Source organism: Chthoniobacterales bacterium (genome assembly GCA_036569045.1).
Lineage (GTDB): Bacteria > Verrucomicrobiota > Verrucomicrobiia > Chthoniobacterales > JAATET01 > JAATET01.
Genome location: DATCRI010000032.1, coordinates 1 through 19,410, shown reverse-complemented (window position 1 = coordinate 19,410; position 19,410 = coordinate 1). Strand labels below are relative to the sequence as shown.

The window sequence follows — 19,410 nt, the reverse complement described above, 5'->3', positions numbered from 1 at the left end:
AAGAGCCCCTGGCCGCAGCGTGCGAAGAAAACAGACTCCGGAGAACCTTTCTCAAATTCATGATCAAGGCGGTGATTTTCGATGTGGATGGGACTCTCGTCGATTCCGTCGATGCCCATGCGAAATCATGGCGCGCAGCACTGGCAGATTCTGGGCACGAGATTCCCTATCCCGAAGTGCGCATGCAGATCGGCAAAGGTGGCGATCAGTTGCTGAAAGAATTTTTGTCCGAATCCGAGATCGAGGCCAAAGGCGACCAAATCGAGGAAAAGCGAAAGCAGATTTTTCGAAGCAGCTATCTCGACGGAATCGTCGGATTCCCCGCCGTTGCCGACCTCTTCAAACGTCTAACGACGGATGGCATCCTGATCGCCCTCGCATCCTCGGCTGCCGCGGACGAACTCGACATTTACAAGAATAAGGCGGGAATCGCGGATCTTGTGCGGGAGGAAACCTCGAAGGACGAGGTCAGACAATCCAAGCCCCACCCCGACATCTTCGCGGCGGCCATGGACAAGCTTGGAAATCCGTCGTTGAACCACGTTTTCGTGATCGGCGATTCGCCGTGGGATGCAATCGCCGCCCGGAAGCTGGGCCTTCGCTGCATCGGGCTGCGCTGCGGGGGATTCCCCGAGGACGCCTTACGAAGCAGCGGGTGTGCAGAGATTTTCGACGACCCGCACGACCTTCTGGTTCATTACGCGCAAATCTTTCAGCAAGCTTGAGCAACGTCCGCTTTTGCACCAGCGACCACGCGTCGCGATTGAACCCCACCATTTTGGCAGGAGATGGGGGCTTTCATCCCGCCGCCTCCAGTTACTGCGGGATGACGATTTCGCTCGCGACGTAGGGCGTTGCCCGCGGGCGACCGATGATGAAGCCCTGGGCGTAGTCGATGCCGAGTTCGCCGAGCAGATCGTATTGCTCCCGCGTCTCTACGCACTCCGCTACGGTCTTGATATTCCGAATCCGGGCCACTTCCCGAATGGCGCGCAGGATGGCCTGGTTGAAGTGATTGTTCGGCAGGTCGCGAATGAACGTGCAGTCGATCTTGAGGTGATCGACGGGAAGGTTCTTCAAATACGCCAGCGACGAGAAGCCGGCGCCGAAATCGTCGAGGGCCGTTTTGAAGCCCATGCGACTCATCTCCTTGAGGACCTCTCGAGCCTTGTCGAGATTCGACATGATCTCCGTCTCGGTGATCTCGAAAAGGAGCTGCGAGGGGTTCACCGGATTCGCGGAGAGCGCCCCCTCGAGGTGATGGATGAGTTCGTGATCGTTGAACGACGGCGCGGAAAGATTCACGCCGAGAACAAGATCGGGGTGGGCGGCGAGGATCCTGAAGGCCGCGTCGATCACGAACCGATCGAGCTTGGCGCCCTGCCCGGAACGCTGGGCGGAACTCAGGAACGCCCCCGGGCTGATGATGATCGTCTGCCCCGGTGCCATGTAACGCAGCAGCGCCTCCTGATAGAGCAGCTTACCGGTGGCGGCGGAAACAACGGGCTGGAACCAGAGCTCGAGACTGCCATCCCGCATGGCCTCGCCGATGCGCGTGGCCCAGTCGGTATCGGCGATGAGCTTGGCGATCGCGCTGTCGCTTTCGCTGTGGAGCTCGACGCGATTACGGCCGTGCGCCTTCGCCGCGTAGCAGGCGGAATCCGCCGCCACGAGGATCTCCGCGGGCGAGAGCAAGGGATTCACCGGCGCGACGCCGATGGACGCCCCCACGCGAAAACTCATTCCGGAATCGAGGAAGCGAAACTCGTCGAACTTCTCCCGCAACCGCCCGGCGACGGCCATGGCCTGCTCCACGGTCGCGTCAGTGAGAATCATGATGAACTCGTCGCCGCCGAACCGCACGAGCTCGTCCTGCGGCCGCGTGACGGTCTTGATAAGCGAGGAGAGCGTGAGCAGGAGACGATCGCCGGCGTCGTGGCCGAGCGTGTCGTTGACGACCTTGAAATTGTCGAGATCGAGGTAGAGCACCGCGGCCGGACGGCCTTCCATCGAGGCATTGATCGCGGCGGCGAGCGCGGGCTCGAGCTGGCTGCGGTTCAATAGCTTCGTGAGCGGATCGCGCGTGGCGAGGAATTTCAGCTCGCGCTCGAGCCGCTTTCTCGCGGCGATTTCCTTCACCTGTTTCTCGGCAACCGTGAGACGGACGTTCAGAAAATCGGGGTGGTAGGGCTTCGCGACGTAGTCACTGGCGCCGGCATCGAGAATGTCGCGCAGGTCCTCGGGCTTGTCGTTGCCGGTGCCGACAAGGATGTAATACTGGTCGCCGTCGGTCTGCGCACGGAGGTGCCGGCAGAGCTCGAGTCCGCTCATTCCCGGCAGCTGCACGTCGAGCAGGATGATCGGATAGAAGCGCTCGAGCAGTCGCGCGAGCGCGATCTCCGCGCTGTCGCAAAGCGTCGAGTGATGGCCGCGTTTTTTGATCTGCCGATCGAGCAAAGCCCGGGTCACCGCATCGTCTTCGACAATCAAAACGTCGATCTCCGAAAGCTGGTCGAGAGCGGAGGGGATCGGGAGGGAACTACTCATTCAGTCTTATGGCCATTGGCCGAGTTTCTTCGCACGATAGACCTTCTTCGGTGAGATGAAACCCTCCCGTGCCATATATTCAGAAAGCACAGCAACGATCTCCCGGGAAGTCCGAATCACGTCATGGCTCAGCCCCGGGCCAATTTTTACAAGCACGTCGAGACTGATCAGCCACAGATTCGGCACGATGAGCCCCGGCGCCACACCCGGGCCGGCATTCGATCCGCCCGTGGTGCGGAAACGCAGGATCTCTCGTCTCGACCGACCGTCGATCTCATAGACAACAACCTCCGTTTCCAGCTTCGTGCCGCCAAGCCCGAAGCCCAGCACGGTGCGCAGCGCGCGGCTGCCCTGGTTCACCCGCACGAAGCGTCCGGTCACGAGCCACGCGTGGCCGGACGGGATCGCCGCGGTGCGCTCGAGGGGCTTCGCGGGAACCAGTCGCCTGGTCGCCCGAAGAGCCGTCGCCCTGGCGAGCTGGGCGGCCATGTCCTGCCGGAACTTTCTCGCGTCGCGCTTGCCGCGATCGACCCGGAAGACATTTCGTGGTGCGGAGAATTCCTGCACGTAAATGACTGACGGCGCGGAAACCTTTTCCTCCGGACGATGCACCCGGTCCACGCTTACGGACGCGCATCCCGAAAGGAACGCGACGGCGACAAGAATGAGGATTGGCAGTGTGCGCAACATGAGTTTGGGGGAAGGAGCTTGTTATGCATCGACGATCTGTCCAATAAAAACGCCCGATGCAGCTCCTTCTCGCCGCGGCGGCGCACGCCTCCGACCCGAATCCCTGGATGATCCTGCCGTTTGCCGCAATGCTTCTGAGCATCGCGTTGATGCCCTTCATCCACGCGCATTGGTGGGAGCACCATTACCCGAAAGTCGCGGTCGCACTCGGCGCCGTCACCACCGTCTATTACCTCTTCGTCCTGAAGAATCCCGCGCGCATGGCCGAAGTCGCGCACGAGTATTTTAGCTTCATTTCGCTGATCGGTTCGCTGTTCATCGTCGCCGGCGGCATCCACATCACGGTCAAGGGCGAGGCGCGGCCGTGGATCAATGCCGTCTTTCTGTTCGTTGGCGCGATCATCGCGAATCTCATCGGCACCACCGGCGCGTCGATGCTCCTCATCCGCCCCTGGATCCGGATGAACAGATACCGCATCACCGCCTTCCACATCGTCTTCTTCATTTTCATCGTCAGCAATGTCGGCGGCTGCCTCACGCCGATCGGCGATCCGCCTCTGTTCCTTGGCTTTCTGAAAGGCGTCCCCTTTCTCTGGGTGCTCGAGCATTGCTGGGTCGCCTGGGCTATCGCCCTCGCCTTGCTCATCGGCATTTTTACGATTTTCGACGCGATCAACTTCCGCCGCGCGCCGGTGGATGTCCGCCAGCGCGAGACCGCTCACGAGGAATGGCGCTTCGACGGACTGCACAACATCTTCTTCCTCGTGCTCATCCTTGCCGGCGTCTTCCTCCACAAGCTGCTGCCCTTCCCGATTCCCGATCTCATCATGATCGCCGCCGCGGTGGCGTCCTACTACACGACGAAGCCCGACGTGCACGCGTCGAACCATTTCAGCTTTGCGCCCATCAAGGAGGTCGGCTGGCTCTTCATCGGCATTTTTGCGACGATGGTGCCCGCGCTCGACTACCTCTCGCTGCACTCGAAGAGCCTCGGCCTCACCGAGCCCATGCAGTTCTACTGGTTCACCGGGTTGCTCTCCGGCTTCCTCGACAACGCCCCGACCTACCTCACCTTCCTCGCCGCCGCGACTGGCGCGCAGGGCCTCGACATCAACTCTCCCGCCGACATCCTGAAATTCATCGAGACCGACAATCACTTCCTCGTCGCCATCTCGCTCGGCGCCGTTTTTTTCGGCGCGCTCACCTACATCGGCAACGGGCCAAATCTCATGGTGAAGAGCATCTCGCAGCAACTCGGCGTCCGCGTGCCCGGCTTCTTCCCCTACCTGTTCTTCTTCGCCATCCCCATCCTGATCCCCGTCTTCGCCCTCATCGCGCTCCTGTTCTTCTCCCGCTGGAGAGTCTTTTAGCCCCATGTTCACCGGCCTCGTCGAAACCACCGGATACCTCCGCAACTTTGAGAACACGCCCGCAGGCGGCCAACTCTTCATTGAAACTCCCGCGCTCGCCGCGCAGGCCGTGCTCGGCGAAAGCATCGCCACGAACGGCTGCTGCCTGACCGTCGCGGAAATTCTCGGAGACACCCTGCGCTTCGACCTGCTCGCCGAGACCCTGCGGGCGACCAACCTCGGCCGCCTCGCGCCAGATTCCCGGGTCAATCTCGAACGCGCCCTCGCCGCCAATGCCCGTCTCGGCGGCCACTTCGTGCAGGGACATGTCGATTGCACCGCTGCCGTGCTCGACGTCGACACCTCCGGGCCGGACCTCGGCCTCACCTTCGAGCTGCGGCCCGCCTTCGCCCGCTACCTCGTGGTCAAGGGCTCCATCGCCGTGAACGGCGTGTCGCTCACGGTCGGAAATCTCTCGGAAGATCGCTTCTCCATCTGGATCATTCCGCACACGCGCGCGGAAACGAATCTCGGAGATTTGTTGCCGGGCGAGCAGGTGAATCTCGAGTTCGACCTGCTCGCAAAATACGCCGAGCGCCTGCTCGCCGCGCGCGCTTAATTCACCGGGCTGATGAGGCCGCCCATCGGCGTGGCCGAAGCTTCCGGTTTCGCCGGGGCTTCAGGGGTCGCCGAAGCTTCCGGCGAAGGCGCGGCCTCCGCAGCTGCGACGACCTCGAGTTCCTTCGCCTCCCTGAGGACGATCTGCGGCGTCGTCTCCTTGTAGATAACGACCTTGCCGGTCACGCGCACGGTCTGGCCCTTGTATTTGTCGAAGCCGTCGGGGAACCCGGCGTAGTTCGACTTGTAGACGACAGCCACGAAGCCATTCGCCGGTCCCGCAAAATTCAGGAACGTGATGCCTCCCGCGGTCGTGCTGCCCACGCGCGTGATCTTGCCCATCACCGTCGCCACCTTGCCGGCCAGCGCCATCACCTCATCCTTGCTCGCGGCCTGCACGACCGGAGGTGTCCCGGCCAGCGCCGCCGGGGCGTCTTCGGCGCGGAGAATCGAGGCGGAACCCAGGAGGACAGCGGCGAGGAGGAACGGGCGAATCATTTCAAAATCGTAGCTCCGCGCCACCGCGCCGCAAGCGCGCAGCCGCGAGTTTTCTTCCTGCCCCCATCGCTGCTCTTCGTGGTAAACCTGTCGTTCCCATGCGTGCGAAGTTGAAAATCCATCCGCCGGGCGGCGAGCCCTTCGAAGTCGAGATCGCGAATACCGCGACCATCGGCCGCAGCCGGGACAACACCGTCTCGCTGCACTTCAGCCCCCACGTTTCCCGCCAGCACGCCATCATCCGCTGCCACAACGCCTACGAGTATCAGATCATGGATCTCGGCAGCCGGAACGGCACGTTCGTCGACGGACGCCGCGTCATCACACCGATCACGCTCCGGCACGGCTCCGTCATTCGTATCACGACGAACGAACTGCATTTCGAGCAGATCGAGGACGCCGCGCACGACAGCGGCTACGACGTCACCCTCGTCGGCACCGACACCGGCATGGAGGAGGCCTGCGACGTCGCCATCATGGTGTGCGACCTCCGCGGCTTCTCGACGATGAGCGAGCAACTGCCCGAGGAGACCCTCGCCCGCACGCTTGGCGAATGGTTCCGCACCGCCGGGAACCTTGTGCAGCAAAGCAATGGCACCATCGACAAGTTCATCGGCGACGCCATCCTCGCCTACTGGGTGTGCACCGGTGAACCCGGCGAAGACACCCGCGCCGCCCTCTCCGTCGGACGCAAACTTCTCGAACTCGCCGACGGCATGCGCTGGCCGCTGGATGGCGCGCCGCCCTTCCGCATCGCCGTCGCCTTGCACCATGGCACGGTCACCTGCGGAAACATCGGCCTCGTTGCGCAGCGCGACGCCACGATCATCGGCGATGCCGTGAATACCGCCTTCCGCATCGAAGGCATCATGAAGCCGCTCGGTCAGGCCCTCGTGCTCTCGAACGACTTCCTCGCGCAGCTCGCCGAGCCCGCCGAGAGTTACCTCGACCTTGGCACGCACGAGCTCAAGGGCAAGAAGGAGCACGTGCGGCTCTACGGCCTCAGGTAGCCGTCAGCCGCGCTCGCGTTTCCGCAGCGAGGCCCAGGCAATGCCGTAGGTTCCCAGCGACCACGCCAGCAGCGTCGCCAGGCCCTGCCATGCCGCCGCTCCTGCGCGAAACACCTGCCCGTTTCGCAGCGAGCGGTCGCGATTGAGATTCGAGAACGCCGACGGGTAGTCCACCCGCAACGCGCCCGCGATCTTTCGATCCCAGAACAGGCTTACGTCCATCACGCTCTGCACCGCGGCGCTCGGCATCACACGCGACACCGCATACGGCCCGACCTTCATGTCGCCCGCCGGCGGCGAGAAGCCGGAGAAGAGAATCTGCGGGATCAGCACGAGCGGCACGATCATCACCGCCTGCAGGACGGATCGCGCCAGCGCCGAGATCGCCAGACCAATACCCACCGCCGCGAAGCTCGTCGCAATCAATCCCCCGATCTGCCAGCCCACCGAACCGCCGATTCCTCCCGTGCAAGCCTGCATCACGCCATACGCCAGCAGGCTCTGCGCGACGGTCACCCGGGCGATCGACACGTATTTCGCGAGCAGGTAGGCATTCCGGCCAAGCCCGATCAAACGCTCCCGGCGAAACATCGGCAGCTCCTTCACGATTTCCTGGGCCGCATTGCCGCAGCCGAACCACAGCGTCGCGATATACGCGAAGAACAGGATGAGCGAGGCATCGCGACTCACCCACGTCACCAGCACGGCGATCAGCATCGGCTGCCCGAGCACCAGACCGAGGTTCTTCCAATCCGCGCACAGGATCGCCCACTCGCGCCGCAGCAGGATCGGCAGCGCCGGCGGTCTCCGCGACGCCTTCGCCATCTGCGCCAGGCGCGCGGGCGGCGGCTTCTCGACGAAGGGCGCGACCCAATCCGCCGCCCCCTCGCCGAGGCGCTCGTGAATCTGCGTGAGCCGCTCGACTCCGAAATGCGCCCGCGCCTCCTCCGGCGTTCCGTAGAAGGCCAGCCGGCCGGCGTGGAGGATCGCGAGCCGATCCATCAGGTAGGCATTTTCCATCACATGCGTCGTGCAGACGATCGTGCAGCCGTTCGCCGCCAGCCTTCGCAGGAGCTCCATCAGCGCGAATTCCGCCGCCGGATCGAGTCCCGACGTCGGTTCATCGAGAAACAGAAGCCGCGGCCGGCTCAGCAATTCCGCCGCCACGCTCACGCGCTTGCGCTGCCCCCCGGAAAGCTGGCCGACCCGCGTGCCCGCCCGCCCCGAGAGGCCGAGCGCCTCGATCGTCTGCGCCACGAGCCGGCGCCGTTCCGCAGACGGCGTTCCCTTCGGCAGACGCAACCGCGCGCTGTAGCCGAGCGCCGTCTCGACCGAGAGATCGAGCGGCACGATGTCGTCCTGCGGCACGTAGCCGAACTCGTCACGCAGCAGGCCGGTATTCTCGTAGAGGCTGCGGCCATCGATGAAGACGGCGCCCGCGTCGGCCGGACGCAGCGCGCAAAGCGCATCGAGCAGCGTGGATTTTCCCGCGCCGCTCGGGCCGATCACGCCAACGAACTGCCCGGGCTCGATCGCGAGCGAAATGCCATCGAGCACGCGCGTCGCCCCGGCGTTCTTCGTCAGACCGATCGCCCGAACGGCGGCTCCCGCCCCGTCCTGCGCGGGCACGAGCCGGCAGCCGTCGAAGCGAAACGCAAATGGCCCCAGCCCGATGATGTCGCCGTAAGCGAGCGGTTCGCGCTGGAAGAGGCGGCCATTGAGATAGCTGCCGCTCTTGCTGCCGAGATCCTCGACGCACCAGCCATCGCGCAGCGCGCGCAATGCCAGGTGCCGACGGGAAACCGATGGATCGGAAAGCACAATGTCCGCTTCGGCCGAACGTCCGAAAACAAGACCATCGCGCAGCGCAACCGGCCCGGGCCCCGCGACGGACTCGCCCGCCTCGCTCAAGGCAGCACGGCCCACAGCTCGACCACGCGGTTCTTGTCGAGATTCTGCGCGTCGAACATTTCCGAGCTCCCCATGCCGACGGAATGCATCACGTTCATGAGCTGGAAGCGGCTCTGCAACACGCCGAGCACGGCATTCGCCCGGGCCAGCGAGATCTCCTGGTTCTGCTTCGGATCGCCCTTCTTGTCGGCGAATCCCAGCACGACAAAAATCACCGTCGGATCATCCGTGAGCTCGCGCACCTGCGGAAGCTGGAGCTTCTCACCGATCGCCGCGATCTCCGAGGCATTCAGCGCCTTGCGCCCCGAGGGGAACGGAATCGTGATCACCTTGCCCATGGCGCGCGCGCGATCGACCTGCACGTAGAGCTTGTCCTTCGTATCGGCGCTGAGGTCCGGCATGAGGTCGATGCGCTTGAGCACTTCCTCCTTCACGCGCTGGTTTTCCACCGCTTTCGGATCGAGATCGACCTGCGCGGGAGCCTCGACGGGCTCCGTGGTCTCCACGCCCACCTCGGCAGGCGGAGGTGCGGACGGGCTCGGCGACGCGGCCGGCGCGGCCGCGACAGGAGTCGGGGAAGCAACGGCCGGCGACAGGGCAGGCTTTTTGCCGCAGGCGGTGAGCGCGAGGAGTCCGGTGAGAATCAGGAGCCGCTTCATGGGGTCCACAAATCGCAGGTTTCAGCCGGTATTGGCAATGCGCGGATGCATCGCTCCCCAAATTGCGCGGCGCCTAGGGCTCGACCGACGGCAACGGCACCGGCATGCCATTGTGGCCGGCGAATCGCGCGAACTCCGCCCGATGCCCGAGCAGGACCGCCCGCATCACTGCCGAATCGTCCTCGTAGCCGATCTCGGGAATTTCGTCGGGAATGATGTCCGTGCCCTTGTGCAGATAGATCAGCGCAAAGATGGACTCCGTGAGCGCCGCGAGATCCGCGGGCGAATAGTGATTCTCCAGGCAATCCTCCACGAAACGCACGAGGAACTGTGCCTGATCGAGGAGGTGCGGTTGCTGCGGAGGATCCGCCGTCGTGAGTTTTGCGAGCACAAGGGGCAACTCCTGCTCCAGCCGAACGATGGCGGCCGGCGTCACCCGTTGCCCGCCGCGAGTGACAAAATCCTGAATGTCGTGGCTCATAATACAGACTGCCCATGAGGCATGCTGGAAATCCTACCACCCCGCGCCTAAGTTGCGTCCATGAAATTCCCCACCGCCCCCGGAGCGACCTGGGCTACTCTTCTTGTCATCCTGGTGATCTCCGCGGGATTTTCATCGCTTCGCGCGACCCCGATCGTTCGTGAAGCCGGCGCGATCTACCTCTCCGACTTCGAGGAGAAACCGATGAAGCTGAAGGTGCTCGCCCCCGCACCGGCGTATTTCGACTTCGCCGGCACCCGCTACGTCGGCACGCTGCGCGTCCCGCAGATCGTCGAGGTGCAGGCCGTTTCCGATGTCGCCTACCGCGTGCGGGGCAAGGCGCAGCAGGGTCAGGTGCTCGGCTGGGTCGACAAAAAATATCTCCAGCCCATCGCCGAGGAAACCCTCACCGCGCTCCGAAAGGCCGAGGAACGCCGCAAGGTCGTCACCGATCTTATCGCGAGGAATCAGGTCGCCATGGGAATGACTCCCGCGGAAGTCGAGCAAAGCATCGGCAAGCCGCAGAAGCGCACCGCCCGGGCGAGCTCGGACAAGGCACCCGAGCAGATCTGGGAATACGTCAAATACGCGACCATCCCGCAGAGCACGAACGTCATTGGCCCCGGCGGCGTGGTCAGCGTCGCAACGACCTACATCAAAAAGCCGATCGGCCAGATCACCATCACGTTCAAGGACGACATCGTCGACGCGATCGATCAATCCGAGGGCACGATTCTCACCGGGAACGAAACAACTATTGTCGCCCCGCCGATCGTCGTGTATTGGTAGCCGCTCGTTTCGTGGGAAGTCTCTCACGAATCCGAAGGGAACGGCGGAGTAGCCAAGTGGTAAGGCAGAGCTCTGCAAAAGCTCCATCCACCGGTTCGATTCCGGTCTCCGCCTCCCTCTTTCAATCGTCTCGGGGGTGCCATCGGCTCTCAACGCGAGGTCGCTTTTGTGACTATGGAGTTCTCATCGAACGACACGTTCAGGATTGCGATGACTCCGTCGACTTGGCTGGATCTGCCGCAATTCGACTCGGCAGCCGGCTTCGCGCGCCAGCAGGGAATGGAGCAAAGTGACGATCGGGGCCTCGCGCCCACCGGCAGCATCTGGGAAAGTGCGGGATTGCACCGGATGACGCATCCGAAAATCACACGGGCAATGCGGAGATTTTGGAAGTCCACTCCCCGAGAGAAGAGTGGCAGCGCCTACGGGAATCGAACCCGTGCACCGGCCTTGAGAGGGCCATGATTAACAGAGTAACTGTTGATTTGCTGCCAATTTGCTGCCAACATTCGAATCATGTCGAAGGCGAAAAACGCATGGCCGAAGGTCAAAAGGACAATCAACCACGGCAAGCCAGTCTGGCTTGCTGACGCTCGAAAAAATGGCATTGGCCCACGTCAGTTCTTCCCGACGAAAAAGCAGGCAGAAGAATGGGCGGAAACTTTCCGTACGGACCTTGCCACGCATGGCACAAAGAGCTTTGAAGAACCGGCATTGGCGGCGTTCGACCTGCAACCGCGAGATGCCATCAAGTTTGCCCTCGACCTCCACGAACGCTATTTCCACGAGTTGCGGGGATACGGAAAGACCATTGCTGACGCGCTGGAAATTGGAACCGCTCACTTCCGTCGTCTTTACTCTTCGGTCCCCCTCATCGACGCGATTGCAGAGCTTGTACGCTCGAAGAGGCTGGCTGGAAAGTCAGACGACTATTGCCAGCGGCTAGCCTATCGCCCCGGACGATTGCTGACTGCCTACCCTGTCGAAGAAACGCGTACCCGTGAACAGATTTTGGATTTGAAAAAGATTTTCCCGAAGCTCGCTGTGAGCGACGACCCCGAGCAGGCGGTGAATGTGGGCAAGGCGCTTTCCGCCTACACAACGGAAGATCTTGAAAGCTTCCTCTCACAATTCGAGCAACCCGGCACTCGCAACACATTTCGCCGCGATCTGTGCACGCTTTGGAGCTTCGGCAGCGCCAACGCTCGCAAATGGTGTGACGCCTCCGTTGCAACGGACATCGAAATCGTCGAGAGCGGGGAGGAGTTCGAGGAAATTGAAATACTGGCCGTGAAGGAAGTTCAATCTCTCCTCCTCAACGGCGACGAGCATACCATTCCCGGCACGGTGATCGCAGGATTTTCCAACCTCCGGCAATCGGAACTCATCAAACGAGCGAACAAGAAACCGGGGGAAAAAACCGGGCAGCTTCTCCGGTTGGACTGGTCGGACGTCCACCTTGACGAGCGCGTTGTTGTTGTGGGTGCCAAGCTCGCGAAAACGAAAAAGCGCCGCACGGTCGAGATTCCCGAAAATGCGGTAGAGTGGCTGCTCCCCTACGCCCGCAAATCCGGCCCGGTCGTCCCTACAGATTTCCGGTATCGTTTCGACATCGCACGGGTGAAGTCCGGTTTTACGGCAACAGCACCAGGCCGACACAGCGCACAACTTCAAGCCTTGCTGCGGGACGTGTCCGAAAAAGGCATCGTGTTGAAGCCCTGGCCGAACAATGGGCTGAGGCATTCCGCTATTTCCTACAAAGTGGCGTTAACTCGTGATATTGCCAAGGTTGCCACGGAATCCGGCAATAGCCCCGCGGTAATTGCCGAGCACTATCTGAACCTCGTGATGCCTTCGGCTGCCGCAGCGTATTATGACATTCGCCCACCAGCCGTCGAAGTGAGTGCCTTCACTGTCGAGCAAATGCGTCAAATACTCAGTTTGGGGGAAAGCTCATCTGATGAAGAGGTAGAAACAGCATGGGCAAAGAGGCGGAGAAAGAGAAACCGGTAGCGTGCACAATTGCCGCTTCGGTTTTCCTCATCTCCCCCGCTGCCTTCGCCGGGAAGTGCGTCGGAAATAGTGGGCCATGTTCAGCTTGCACGAGCTGCAGCTCATGCGGTCACTGCGCGAAAAGCGGCGGCACTTGCAGCGTTTGCCGACCGTGGTAAAGCGCATGCTTTGAGGGAGATGCTGGCGAGCTACATCGATCGCAATCTCAGCTCAAAACGAGAAATGCGATTGCCGCACCTTGTGCCATTTCCGAAGAGGTCGGGACGACGGTGGCCGACCAGTCGGGCCGATGCGCTGCCAATGCGTGATCCCGGGCACTTCAGCGCCATCATGCCCGACAAACTTCACCCCCGAATAGCCGCCTTCGAAAATAACGCCCGCGCGATAAAGCCATAGAGCGCAGCGGCCGGTAGATGGGGGAGGAATTGCGGCAGAAATCCAAGCCATGCTGCTCAAGGTTCGAGGTGCCCGTCATCTTTGGACGGGTCCCTACGTCAGATACGCGGGTGCAGCGGAGTCCAAATTTAGGGGGAAGGCGTTGAATGCGCCGGTGGAATCCTCTGCCACTTCACGAGTTCTCCGAAGGCCGAAAAATCGCCTTCATCCCGAAGTTCCCAGCGATCACCAAGCCAGACACCTCCGGTGCCATTCCCCGATTCCCACCACACCTTGACCTGCTCCCCCTCCGGAGGAAGCTGTTCGGCAATCAAGTGAACCGGCTTGCGGGGATCGAGATACGCCTTCGGTCCGTCTTCACGAATGCGCCGGATTAGCTCGAGGCGAGCGGCTTTGCTCATTCTGCTCATGGTCGAGATGATAGCGCAGGACCTTGGACATCGGTGTGGCAAGGGCATCTTTGAGCGTGACGCTTTCCAGAAGAAAGACGGCGCGAGCCGAGGATTGCATGACCCGGTCGCGCCGTTCGCGTGGGGAGGAAATATGAAGTGATCGTGACTGCTTCACAGTGCCTTGCCAATCAGGCACTTCCCCGACGCGCGGCTAGGGAAGAAAAATTGTAGGCCGCCGCGACGAATGCCACGACGGCCTACTGTTCCCCCCGGAACAGAGGCAACAATGCCAGAGGTCTCCGACCTTCGCAACGGGGTTCCGGAGATATTCCTGAACGGCTAGTCGATTTCCGGGTGGCGTCGAGAATCCCCCGAAGCCGGGCGACTTCGGCCTCGTTGCCTCTCTCGCTTTCGAGCTTCTCGATTATAAGTGACGAGTGCGCTCTGAACTTGAGGGTGATCCTCGGCATACCAGTGGCCACTTCGCCCTTGGTATTCGCTGCCCGCGTCTAGCGCGCTGACGGCGAGGCGTCGTTGTCTCCTCGCCCCGTCACGGATAAAGGCCCAGTGCCCCTCCAGGAAAAGGACGAGGACCGGTGCATTGTGCAAAAGTTCGTCGGGCAGGCCGTCGTTTTCGCGACGGGCGATCCACGCAGTTTGCCCAGCCTGCAGCGCCAGCGGGCGCGTGTTCACGGATTGAATGTCGCCAGAACGGCGTTGTGATCCGAGGGAGGAACAGCTTTCACGACGGAAACGCTCGCGAGCTTGAGTCCGGAAAATAGCATGTGGTCGAAACAGTCAGCAGGATATTTCCCATTGCCGGGGATGGTGACGCGGGCGGACGGGGAAACGCCTTTCCAGACCCATTGGAGGCCAGCCTTCTGCAGCGATTCGACGCTGCGATCCTTGCCGAATCTCGGTCCGCCAATGTCGGCGTTGAAATCACCGGCAATGATGATTCTTTTTCCGCCCCGGGGCCAGTAAAGCCGCATCATTTCTTTGGCATGTTCGAGCAGCTGCTTGGCCGATTCCTCACGAGCTGCAATGTTCCTTTCGATCCCGCCTAGGTTGCTCTTCATGTGCACCGAATACGTTAGCAGGAGACCGCTTGAGGGTAGCTTGAAGGCCGCGAACGCATAACCACGCGGAGGGTTATCTGCTCCCAACGAGGGCTTCCACAGCGCATACCACCCCGAATCCGCCGGGAGCTTCGACGCAATGATGCAATTTTGCGGCCGACCGCTGAAATTGCTCGCGGCCGCCACCGTCAGGCCAGGCACAACCGAACATAGTTCCTCGGCGGCCTTGTAATCCCGGACCTCCTGCAAAAACAGGATGTCGGGGTTCAGCTTCTTGACGACCTCCTGCGCCACCTTCATTTGTGTGGCCTGAGCCTCTGCGGTGGCATTCGGCTTTCCGCCTGGAAGCCATTTCGTATTCCACGTCACGACGGTCAGCGGAGCGGCTATCGTGGATGAAATCGAAAAAAGCCAGAGGGCGAGAAGGACGAAACGCATGGGCCGAATTGGAGAGCAAGTCCCGCGCCGCATTCAGAACCCGCTGACCGCGTTCACAATGGCTAAAACAATGTTGGCGACTACACAAACCCCTACCCAAAACCACTTCTCAAACAGAGTCTCTTTCACCAGTGGGAGAAGCTCGGGATAGCTCACGATCTCTTCCGCGGTAGCCTCCTCTACGTCCGTATTGCCGTTACTTGGAACACCGCGTCGTGCCCTCTGGATTCGACCGGGGCGTGAAAACCGGCAGGTCATGTAATCAAGCCAGCGTGCGATCAGAACATACTGTTGCTGTTCGTTGGGAGAACGCTCAGCCCGCTTTCGCATGGATCGATTTTACTACTTCGAAGTCCGGTTGTATTCAAAAAAGCGTCAAGATTAAATTCTCCTTCCGCGTATGGCTATTACAATAGCCGCATGCAAGCCAGTTTTATGCTCGTCTCTTACGATGATCGCGACATAGCCCAAGCCGCATCTCATCTCAAAACTCTGCGTCAAGCCGCAGGGATTTCGCAGCGTGAACTCGCCCGATTGCTCGGCGAGCATCACTCAAATGTTGGATTCTGGGAACCCACCGGCAACCTGCCGAATTCAAAAGTGCTGGTGCCCATGTCGAAAATTCTCGGCGTCACCGTTGCCGATTTAGTCGGCGAGGTGAAGACGCGTCGAGCGCAACCCGCCGACGGCCGTTTCGGTCAGGTTTTCGACCGCGTTTCCAAACTGCCCCGCCGCCAGCAGTAGAAGGTCATCGAGATGGCCGAAGCATTTTTGACCGTGCATGAGCACGCCGCTACTGCACCCCGCGGTGGGAAGCGGTAATTTATTTTTGGGGATGTCGTGGTCGGAAGATCACACAGGCTGTCGCTGCAAAAAAGCAGAGCAGTAACGCGATGTAGTTGGGGATATTTGCCAGTGCCGTAATCGCTCCCGGCCCCTCTTGAACCGGAGTCAACGTCAGGACAGCCCAACCCGCAACGACGGCAATGGCGGTGATGCAGCAAAGCCAGATCGCTTTCCCCCGTTTGGTTTTCATTGGAGCATGCCGAGTTGACGTAGGCGAGGCCCCGGTTAAGAAGATGCGCAACGCTACGTATCTTCAGGGATTCTCTTTGAGGGCCTGCGGGATTTTTGTGGGATTAACCCATTGACTGGTGCCGACTGCATAAAGCCAATCTGTTCCCACACCCTTGGGCGGTTGTTCCAACGCCCCCGAAAGAGCGGCTTCGGAGGAGACCGGGCCGGCTCCCTTGACCTCCGTCACTCGAAACCCTTTGCCTTTATTTGCCAGTAAATTCTTAACTTCCGCTTCACGCGCTACTGTTGTGACAGCTCCGTTCTGATCTAAAGTTGCCGGCAGCCATTTGAATGGCACTGATCCTCCCCAGCCCTTTGCTGGTCTAAAAACGAATTCTCCAACAGGTGTGATCACATGCTGAAGCTTCTCTGAAATTAGGGAGCCTTTATAGAGCAAGGTTCCGCTTACATATTCGCTTCGCGTTCCAGGATTTATGACTTCGTATTGATATTCCCAGTCACCGCTTTTGCCATGTCCGCACGAAGCGCAAGCAATGATGAATGTTAATGAGAGTGTTAATAGATTCATTTTAATATGGCTTCTTGCCTATTAGATTTCCAGTTGCCGGATCTAACCATACATGAAAAAGCTTTGGTCGAAATTCCGGTCCTTTGTATGCGGTGTTTATTACGTAATGCCATGCCGGGACGAATTCACGATTAAGATCAGCTTCGCCTCCTTCGGCGACAGATTGATTTACATAACACAACTCCGCCGACAGCACTTCATATTTGTCCTGAATATCCAGCGCTGGCCTCAACTTTGACATGGCGGCGGACATGCAAACTCGAGCATCCATCGGTTGGGCAATGTCATTGCCGAGGGATGCAGTATTGGCAACTCCCGTTCCACTTACATTGTAAGCACGGAAGCTGATTCCGTCCACGCTATTGCCGTTAATAGTGACATTCACATAGCTATCGAAAATTGGAAGGTCATCCTTCATTAACGAAAATTGAACCAAATATCCGTTCGTCCAAGATTTCCTTTTTCCATCTTTTTGCCATGTTCCGCTGACCCGAGAGCTAACTTCCTTCAGTTGAATCTGCGTTGCGAGTTCGGGGAACTGCGCACTAATGTAGTTCTCGGCTAATTTTGCCGCTTCTTCCTGCGCTAAGCTGGATTTAATACTCGCAGTTTCAATGGTTGTCCGCCCAATAAAGTCCTGACGGCCGCCCGGAGTGCGAGGCATCATTTTTCCAATGGCGGATGTCCTGGGCTTCAGCGGATTTCTTGGCAGGGACAAATGCAATCCCTTCCGCACAACTCGCCCTTGAACAGAGGGTATATCTGTTCTAAGTAGTCCTCGTCCGCCGTCAATAACCTGTGTGAATGGGCCGTTTTCTGCGCCGGCACGTCCACAAATGGAAGTTGCATCCAAATAACTGAATTGAACTACTTGGTTTCTGTCACGCGTGAGTTCTTTCAGCCTATCTTTCATATTTGATGAGACGGCTACGTATGCCCAAGGCTCCGGGTTGCTTCCTGAACCCAATGCCTTGGTATATGCGTCAATAATATATGCTCGGTTGTCACGAAGGTCTGTCCAGAAGTCGGTCAGCCGAGAACGCAAATCGCCGGAAAAGGGTTTATATGCTCCTAGAATGGCATGTATGCGGCGGGGGTTTCCATAGAGAGCATCATCCCAGTTTCCGCTGCCACCGCCTGCCGGATTTAGTTGCAAGCATGATAAAAGCATTACCCACTCGACATCGTTATTCCAGTCCGCGGAGTTGCTAATGTCACTAGGGCTGATGATTCTTCCGCCACCAAAGGTGTCTCCATGCGTGAATGTAAGATTGCCGATCGTGCAGGTATTCCCTGTGTATGTATGTGAGTTATTGGAGTCATTGTCTCCTAAATCGCCACTCGGTTCGCCATGACTGCTAACACTTAATAGATCAGCTTCTTTATTCTCTGCCTTATTTTCACCGGCATTCTTGATAAAGGTCTTCATCGCGTTGCCTTGGGCAACGACATTGTCGGGATAATTTCCATCGCCGACATCGAACAATTTTGTATTCGTGATCGCTTGCGTGCGCATCGTTGTCCTATCGCCCGTTGAATTGCCATAAAATACATTGATACCGCAGGATGCAAATTCGCCGCGATCTACCATCACATCAGCGAATTTGCCAGTATCCACTCCGTTAAATATAAGCGTAAACGTCAGTACCTCTTCATCCACCACTTTGATGGTAACGCAATCGGATTTGGTTTCTGTCTTGTCTCCCAATCTCAGCGGTTTGGCTGGCGATTTATTGATATAAACTCCCGATGATGCTTCCGCTAAGTCGAAAGTAATCCCCGACGTATCGCTCTCGCTGGTGACCTTCACCTTAATTTTGTCATTACCCATCCCCTGCGGTCCTGTCACTCTCACGAAGATGTTATCATCTTGCGCAAATAGATACTTAGGCGACCTTGGCTCAGGCCCGGATTCCGGCCAATCATCCAACTTAGTCTTTAGATCATCGTCGTCAGTTCGCAATGCGTCGTCGCGAATCAATTCAACCGGAATCAACTCATACTGTCCATTGGTGTCCGCTTTTCTAGAATCTGGGTCCACAGTCCAGACTTGAGACTCTGTTGTTTGTCCATTCCACTGAACCGACTCTAAAACTTCAGGCTTTTCGCTTTCATCGATGTCATGCGTTTTGGGGTCATCTTGAGGAGTAAACACCAACAGATAAGTAATTGGATGCCGCTGTTCTGGCGACACTTCCCCGTGCCATTTAAACTTGAACTGCACCTTCTGATAGAAAAACATCAGTTCGTCGGGGCATATAGAGCGATAAGCAAATACTTGACCGGGGGTAAAGTCATCCTCGAATGATTCAAGAAGACTTTTACCATTACTCACAAGTTTCTTCGTGGTGTTTTCGTTAGATAACAGTGAGGTAGTTCTCATCGTGCCATCATCGCCCTCTTTATTTGGCGGATCATCAAAGCTGCTCAAATGGACAGTTCCAGTTTTCCTGGTCGGGGAAACCGGATCTCCACCTCCCGAGACATAGCTTTGACCTGTACTAGTCGACTGGCCTGTTTTAGGATCAATAGTCGTCTTTCGCGTCCCATTGACCCCGTTAGGGCCACTTTCCGCATTTCCGCCAACATATTGATTGGTGATTGTTTCAACTAAGAACCGCTTGGGAGGTTTTTCTGGATCAGGATCCGGCTGATAAGGCTCGAATCCATATTTAGAAAACGCTACGGATTCGGTCTCCACCAAAATGTCATAATCCTCCGGCGAAGACGATGTCACTTTCGGCAAAGGTGCCGAGCAACCGTTCGGAGACGGGGTCGGAGTCGGGGTCGGAGTCGGAGTCGGAGTCGGAGTCGGAGTCGGAGTCGGAGTCGGAGTCGGAGTCGGAGTCGGAGCAGTGGGTGGAGTGGCGGGTCCAATGGCCGTTCTGGTCGGAAGAGACTGACCGTTGGAATTGGTGGCAATCAGCTGATATT

18 protein-coding genes and 2 tRNA genes are annotated in these 19,410 nt (G+C 59.1%); 8 read left to right on the top strand and 12 right to left on the bottom strand.

Annotation, left to right across the window (positions count from 1 at the left end; genetic code table 11):
* Window positions 1-59 precede the first annotated feature (59 nt).
* Window positions 60-725 carry an HAD family hydrolase gene (locus VIM61_06630; GenBank protein HEY8900068.1) on the top strand — a complete coding sequence of 222 codons (666 nt, stop codon included), beginning with the start codon at window positions 60-62 and terminating at the stop codon, window positions 723-725.
* A 91-nt stretch (window positions 726-816) separates the two neighbouring features.
* Here the strand turns inward: VIM61_06630 and VIM61_06625 are convergent, their stop codons facing one another.
* Window positions 817-2,547: an EAL domain-containing protein gene (locus VIM61_06625; GenBank protein HEY8900067.1), complete on the bottom strand. Its 1,731-nt coding sequence runs from the start codon at window positions 2,545-2,547 to the stop codon at window positions 817-819.
* Window positions 2,548-2,553: 6 nt separating this feature from the next.
* The gene (locus tag VIM61_06620) at window positions 2,554-3,237 is read right to left on the bottom strand and encodes a DUF4410 domain-containing protein (GenBank protein HEY8900066.1); all 684 of its coding nucleotides are present in this window, start codon (window positions 3,235-3,237) and stop codon (window positions 2,554-2,556) included.
* Between the two features lie 56 nt (window positions 3,238-3,293).
* Between VIM61_06620 and VIM61_06615 the strand changes: the two genes are divergently transcribed.
* Window positions 3,294-4,607 carry a sodium:proton antiporter gene (locus VIM61_06615; GenBank protein ID HEY8900065.1) on the top strand — a complete coding sequence of 438 codons (1,314 nt, stop codon included), beginning with the start codon at window positions 3,294-3,296 and terminating at the stop codon, window positions 4,605-4,607.
* Window positions 4,608-4,611: 4 nt separating this feature from the next.
* The gene (locus tag VIM61_06610; GenBank protein ID HEY8900064.1) at window positions 4,612-5,205 is read left to right on the top strand and encodes a riboflavin synthase; all 594 of its coding nucleotides are present in this window, start codon (window positions 4,612-4,614) and stop codon (window positions 5,203-5,205) included.
* On the opposite strand, the gene VIM61_06605 is transcribed toward VIM61_06610, so the two are convergent.
* The gene (locus tag VIM61_06605) at window positions 5,202-5,702 is read right to left on the bottom strand and encodes an OB-fold nucleic acid binding domain-containing protein (protein ID HEY8900063.1); all 501 of its coding nucleotides are present in this window, start codon (window positions 5,700-5,702) and stop codon (window positions 5,202-5,204) included. The two genes, VIM61_06610 and VIM61_06605, sit on opposite strands and share 4 nt — an antisense overlap.
* A gap of 98 nt (window positions 5,703-5,800) precedes the next feature.
* On the opposite strand from VIM61_06605, the gene VIM61_06600 reads away from it, so the two are divergent.
* Complete coding sequence (locus VIM61_06600) at window positions 5,801-6,712, top strand: adenylate/guanylate cyclase domain-containing protein (GenBank protein ID HEY8900062.1); 912 nt, start codon at window positions 5,801-5,803, stop codon at window positions 6,710-6,712.
* A 3-nt stretch (window positions 6,713-6,715) separates the two neighbouring features.
* Here the strand turns inward: VIM61_06600 and VIM61_06595 are convergent, their stop codons facing one another.
* From VIM61_06595 to VIM61_06585, 3 genes are all read right to left on the bottom strand, one after another.
* Entirely contained in the window at window positions 6,716-8,638 is a 1,923-nt protein-coding gene (locus VIM61_06595) for an ATP-binding cassette domain-containing protein (GenBank protein HEY8900061.1), read from the bottom strand.
* Window positions 8,620-9,282, bottom strand: coding sequence for an OmpA family protein (locus VIM61_06590; GenBank protein HEY8900060.1), 663 nt, complete (start codon window positions 9,280-9,282; stop codon window positions 8,620-8,622). The genes VIM61_06595 and VIM61_06590 overlap by 19 nt, the downstream gene beginning before the upstream one ends.
* 73 nt (window positions 9,283-9,355) lie before the next feature.
* Window positions 9,356-9,763 (bottom strand): YkvA family protein, encoded by a 408-nt coding sequence (locus VIM61_06585; protein HEY8900059.1) that lies wholly within the window; start codon window positions 9,761-9,763, stop codon window positions 9,356-9,358.
* A 60-nt stretch (window positions 9,764-9,823) separates the two neighbouring features.
* On the opposite strand from VIM61_06585, the gene VIM61_06580 reads away from it, so the two are divergent.
* Window positions 9,824-10,552, top strand: coding sequence for a hypothetical protein (locus VIM61_06580; protein HEY8900058.1), 729 nt, complete (start codon window positions 9,824-9,826; stop codon window positions 10,550-10,552).
* A gap of 42 nt (window positions 10,553-10,594) precedes the next feature.
* Window positions 10,595-10,666 (top strand) — tRNA-Cys (locus VIM61_06575).
* 299 nt (window positions 10,667-10,965) lie between these two features.
* Here VIM61_06575 and VIM61_06570 read toward each other — a convergent pair.
* Window positions 10,966-11,056 (bottom strand) — tRNA-Glu (locus VIM61_06570).
* A 12-nt stretch (window positions 11,057-11,068) separates the two neighbouring features.
* On the opposite strand from VIM61_06570, the gene VIM61_06565 reads away from it, so the two are divergent.
* Window positions 11,069-12,565 carry a site-specific integrase gene (locus VIM61_06565; protein ID HEY8900057.1) on the top strand — a complete coding sequence of 499 codons (1,497 nt, stop codon included), beginning with the start codon at window positions 11,069-11,071 and terminating at the stop codon, window positions 12,563-12,565.
* 524 nt (window positions 12,566-13,089) lie between these two features.
* Here the strand turns inward: VIM61_06565 and VIM61_06560 are convergent.
* Window positions 13,090-13,362, bottom strand: a complete 273-nt coding sequence (locus VIM61_06560; GenBank protein ID HEY8900056.1) for a hypothetical protein — start codon at window positions 13,360-13,362, stop codon at window positions 13,090-13,092.
* 680 nt (window positions 13,363-14,042) lie between these two features.
* Window positions 14,043-14,870, bottom strand: coding sequence for an endonuclease/exonuclease/phosphatase family protein (locus VIM61_06555; protein HEY8900055.1), 828 nt, complete (start codon window positions 14,868-14,870; stop codon window positions 14,043-14,045).
* Between the two features lie 420 nt (window positions 14,871-15,290).
* Here VIM61_06555 and VIM61_06550 point away from each other — a divergent pair, with 420 nt between their 5' ends.
* Window positions 15,291-15,614 carry a helix-turn-helix transcriptional regulator gene (locus VIM61_06550; protein ID HEY8900054.1) on the top strand — a complete coding sequence of 108 codons (324 nt, stop codon included), beginning with the start codon at window positions 15,291-15,293 and terminating at the stop codon, window positions 15,612-15,614.
* 355 nt (window positions 15,615-15,969) lie between these two features.
* Here VIM61_06550 and VIM61_06545 read toward each other — a convergent pair whose 3' ends face one another.
* The 3 genes from VIM61_06545 to VIM61_06535 form a co-directional block, all read right to left on the bottom strand.
* A complete protein-coding gene (locus tag VIM61_06545; GenBank protein HEY8900053.1) occupies window positions 15,970-16,476 on the bottom strand; it encodes a hypothetical protein in 507 nt (168 codons plus the stop codon).
* A 1-nt stretch (window position 16,477) separates the two neighbouring features.
* Complete coding sequence (locus VIM61_06540) at window positions 16,478-19,177, bottom strand: hypothetical protein (protein HEY8900052.1); 2,700 nt, start codon at window positions 19,175-19,177, stop codon at window positions 16,478-16,480.
* Between the two features lie 7 nt (window positions 19,178-19,184).
* Window positions 19,185-19,410: hypothetical protein (locus VIM61_06535; protein ID HEY8900051.1), on the bottom strand; the 226-nt coding region annotated here is incomplete at its 5' end.

Bases quoted from the DNA above. Each gene is read 5' to 3' on its own strand.
- VIM61_06630 (HEY8900068.1), top strand. From the start codon at position 60: ATGATCAAGGCGGTGATTTTCGATGTGGATGGGACTCTCGTCGATTCC.
- VIM61_06625 (HEY8900067.1), bottom strand. From the start codon at position 2,547: ATGAGTAGTTCCCTCCCGATCCCCTCCGCTCTCGACCAGCTTTCGGAG.
- VIM61_06620 (HEY8900066.1), bottom strand. From the start codon at position 3,237: ATGTTGCGCACACTGCCAATCCTCATTCTTGTCGCCGTCGCGTTCCTT.
- VIM61_06615 (HEY8900065.1), top strand. From the start codon at position 3,294: ATGCAGCTCCTTCTCGCCGCGGCGGCGCACGCCTCCGACCCGAATCCC.
- VIM61_06610 (HEY8900064.1), top strand. From the start codon at position 4,612: ATGTTCACCGGCCTCGTCGAAACCACCGGATACCTCCGCAACTTTGAG.
- VIM61_06605 (HEY8900063.1), bottom strand. From the start codon at position 5,702: ATGATTCGCCCGTTCCTCCTCGCCGCTGTCCTCCTGGGTTCCGCCTCG.
- VIM61_06600 (HEY8900062.1), top strand. From the start codon at position 5,801: ATGCGTGCGAAGTTGAAAATCCATCCGCCGGGCGGCGAGCCCTTCGAA.
- VIM61_06590 (HEY8900060.1), bottom strand. From the start codon at position 9,282: ATGAAGCGGCTCCTGATTCTCACCGGACTCCTCGCGCTCACCGCCTGC.
- VIM61_06585 (HEY8900059.1), bottom strand. From the start codon at position 9,763: ATGAGCCACGACATTCAGGATTTTGTCACTCGCGGCGGGCAACGGGTG.
- VIM61_06580 (HEY8900058.1), top strand. From the start codon at position 9,824: ATGAAATTCCCCACCGCCCCCGGAGCGACCTGGGCTACTCTTCTTGTC.
- VIM61_06565 (HEY8900057.1), top strand. From the start codon at position 11,069: ATGTCGAAGGCGAAAAACGCATGGCCGAAGGTCAAAAGGACAATCAAC.
- VIM61_06560 (HEY8900056.1), bottom strand. From the start codon at position 13,362: ATGAGCAAAGCCGCTCGCCTCGAGCTAATCCGGCGCATTCGTGAAGAC.
- VIM61_06555 (HEY8900055.1), bottom strand. From the start codon at position 14,870: ATGCGTTTCGTCCTTCTCGCCCTCTGGCTTTTTTCGATTTCATCCACG.
- VIM61_06550 (HEY8900054.1), top strand. From the start codon at position 15,291: ATGCAAGCCAGTTTTATGCTCGTCTCTTACGATGATCGCGACATAGCC.
- VIM61_06545 (HEY8900053.1), bottom strand. From the start codon at position 16,476: ATGAATCTATTAACACTCTCATTAACATTCATCATTGCTTGCGCTTCG.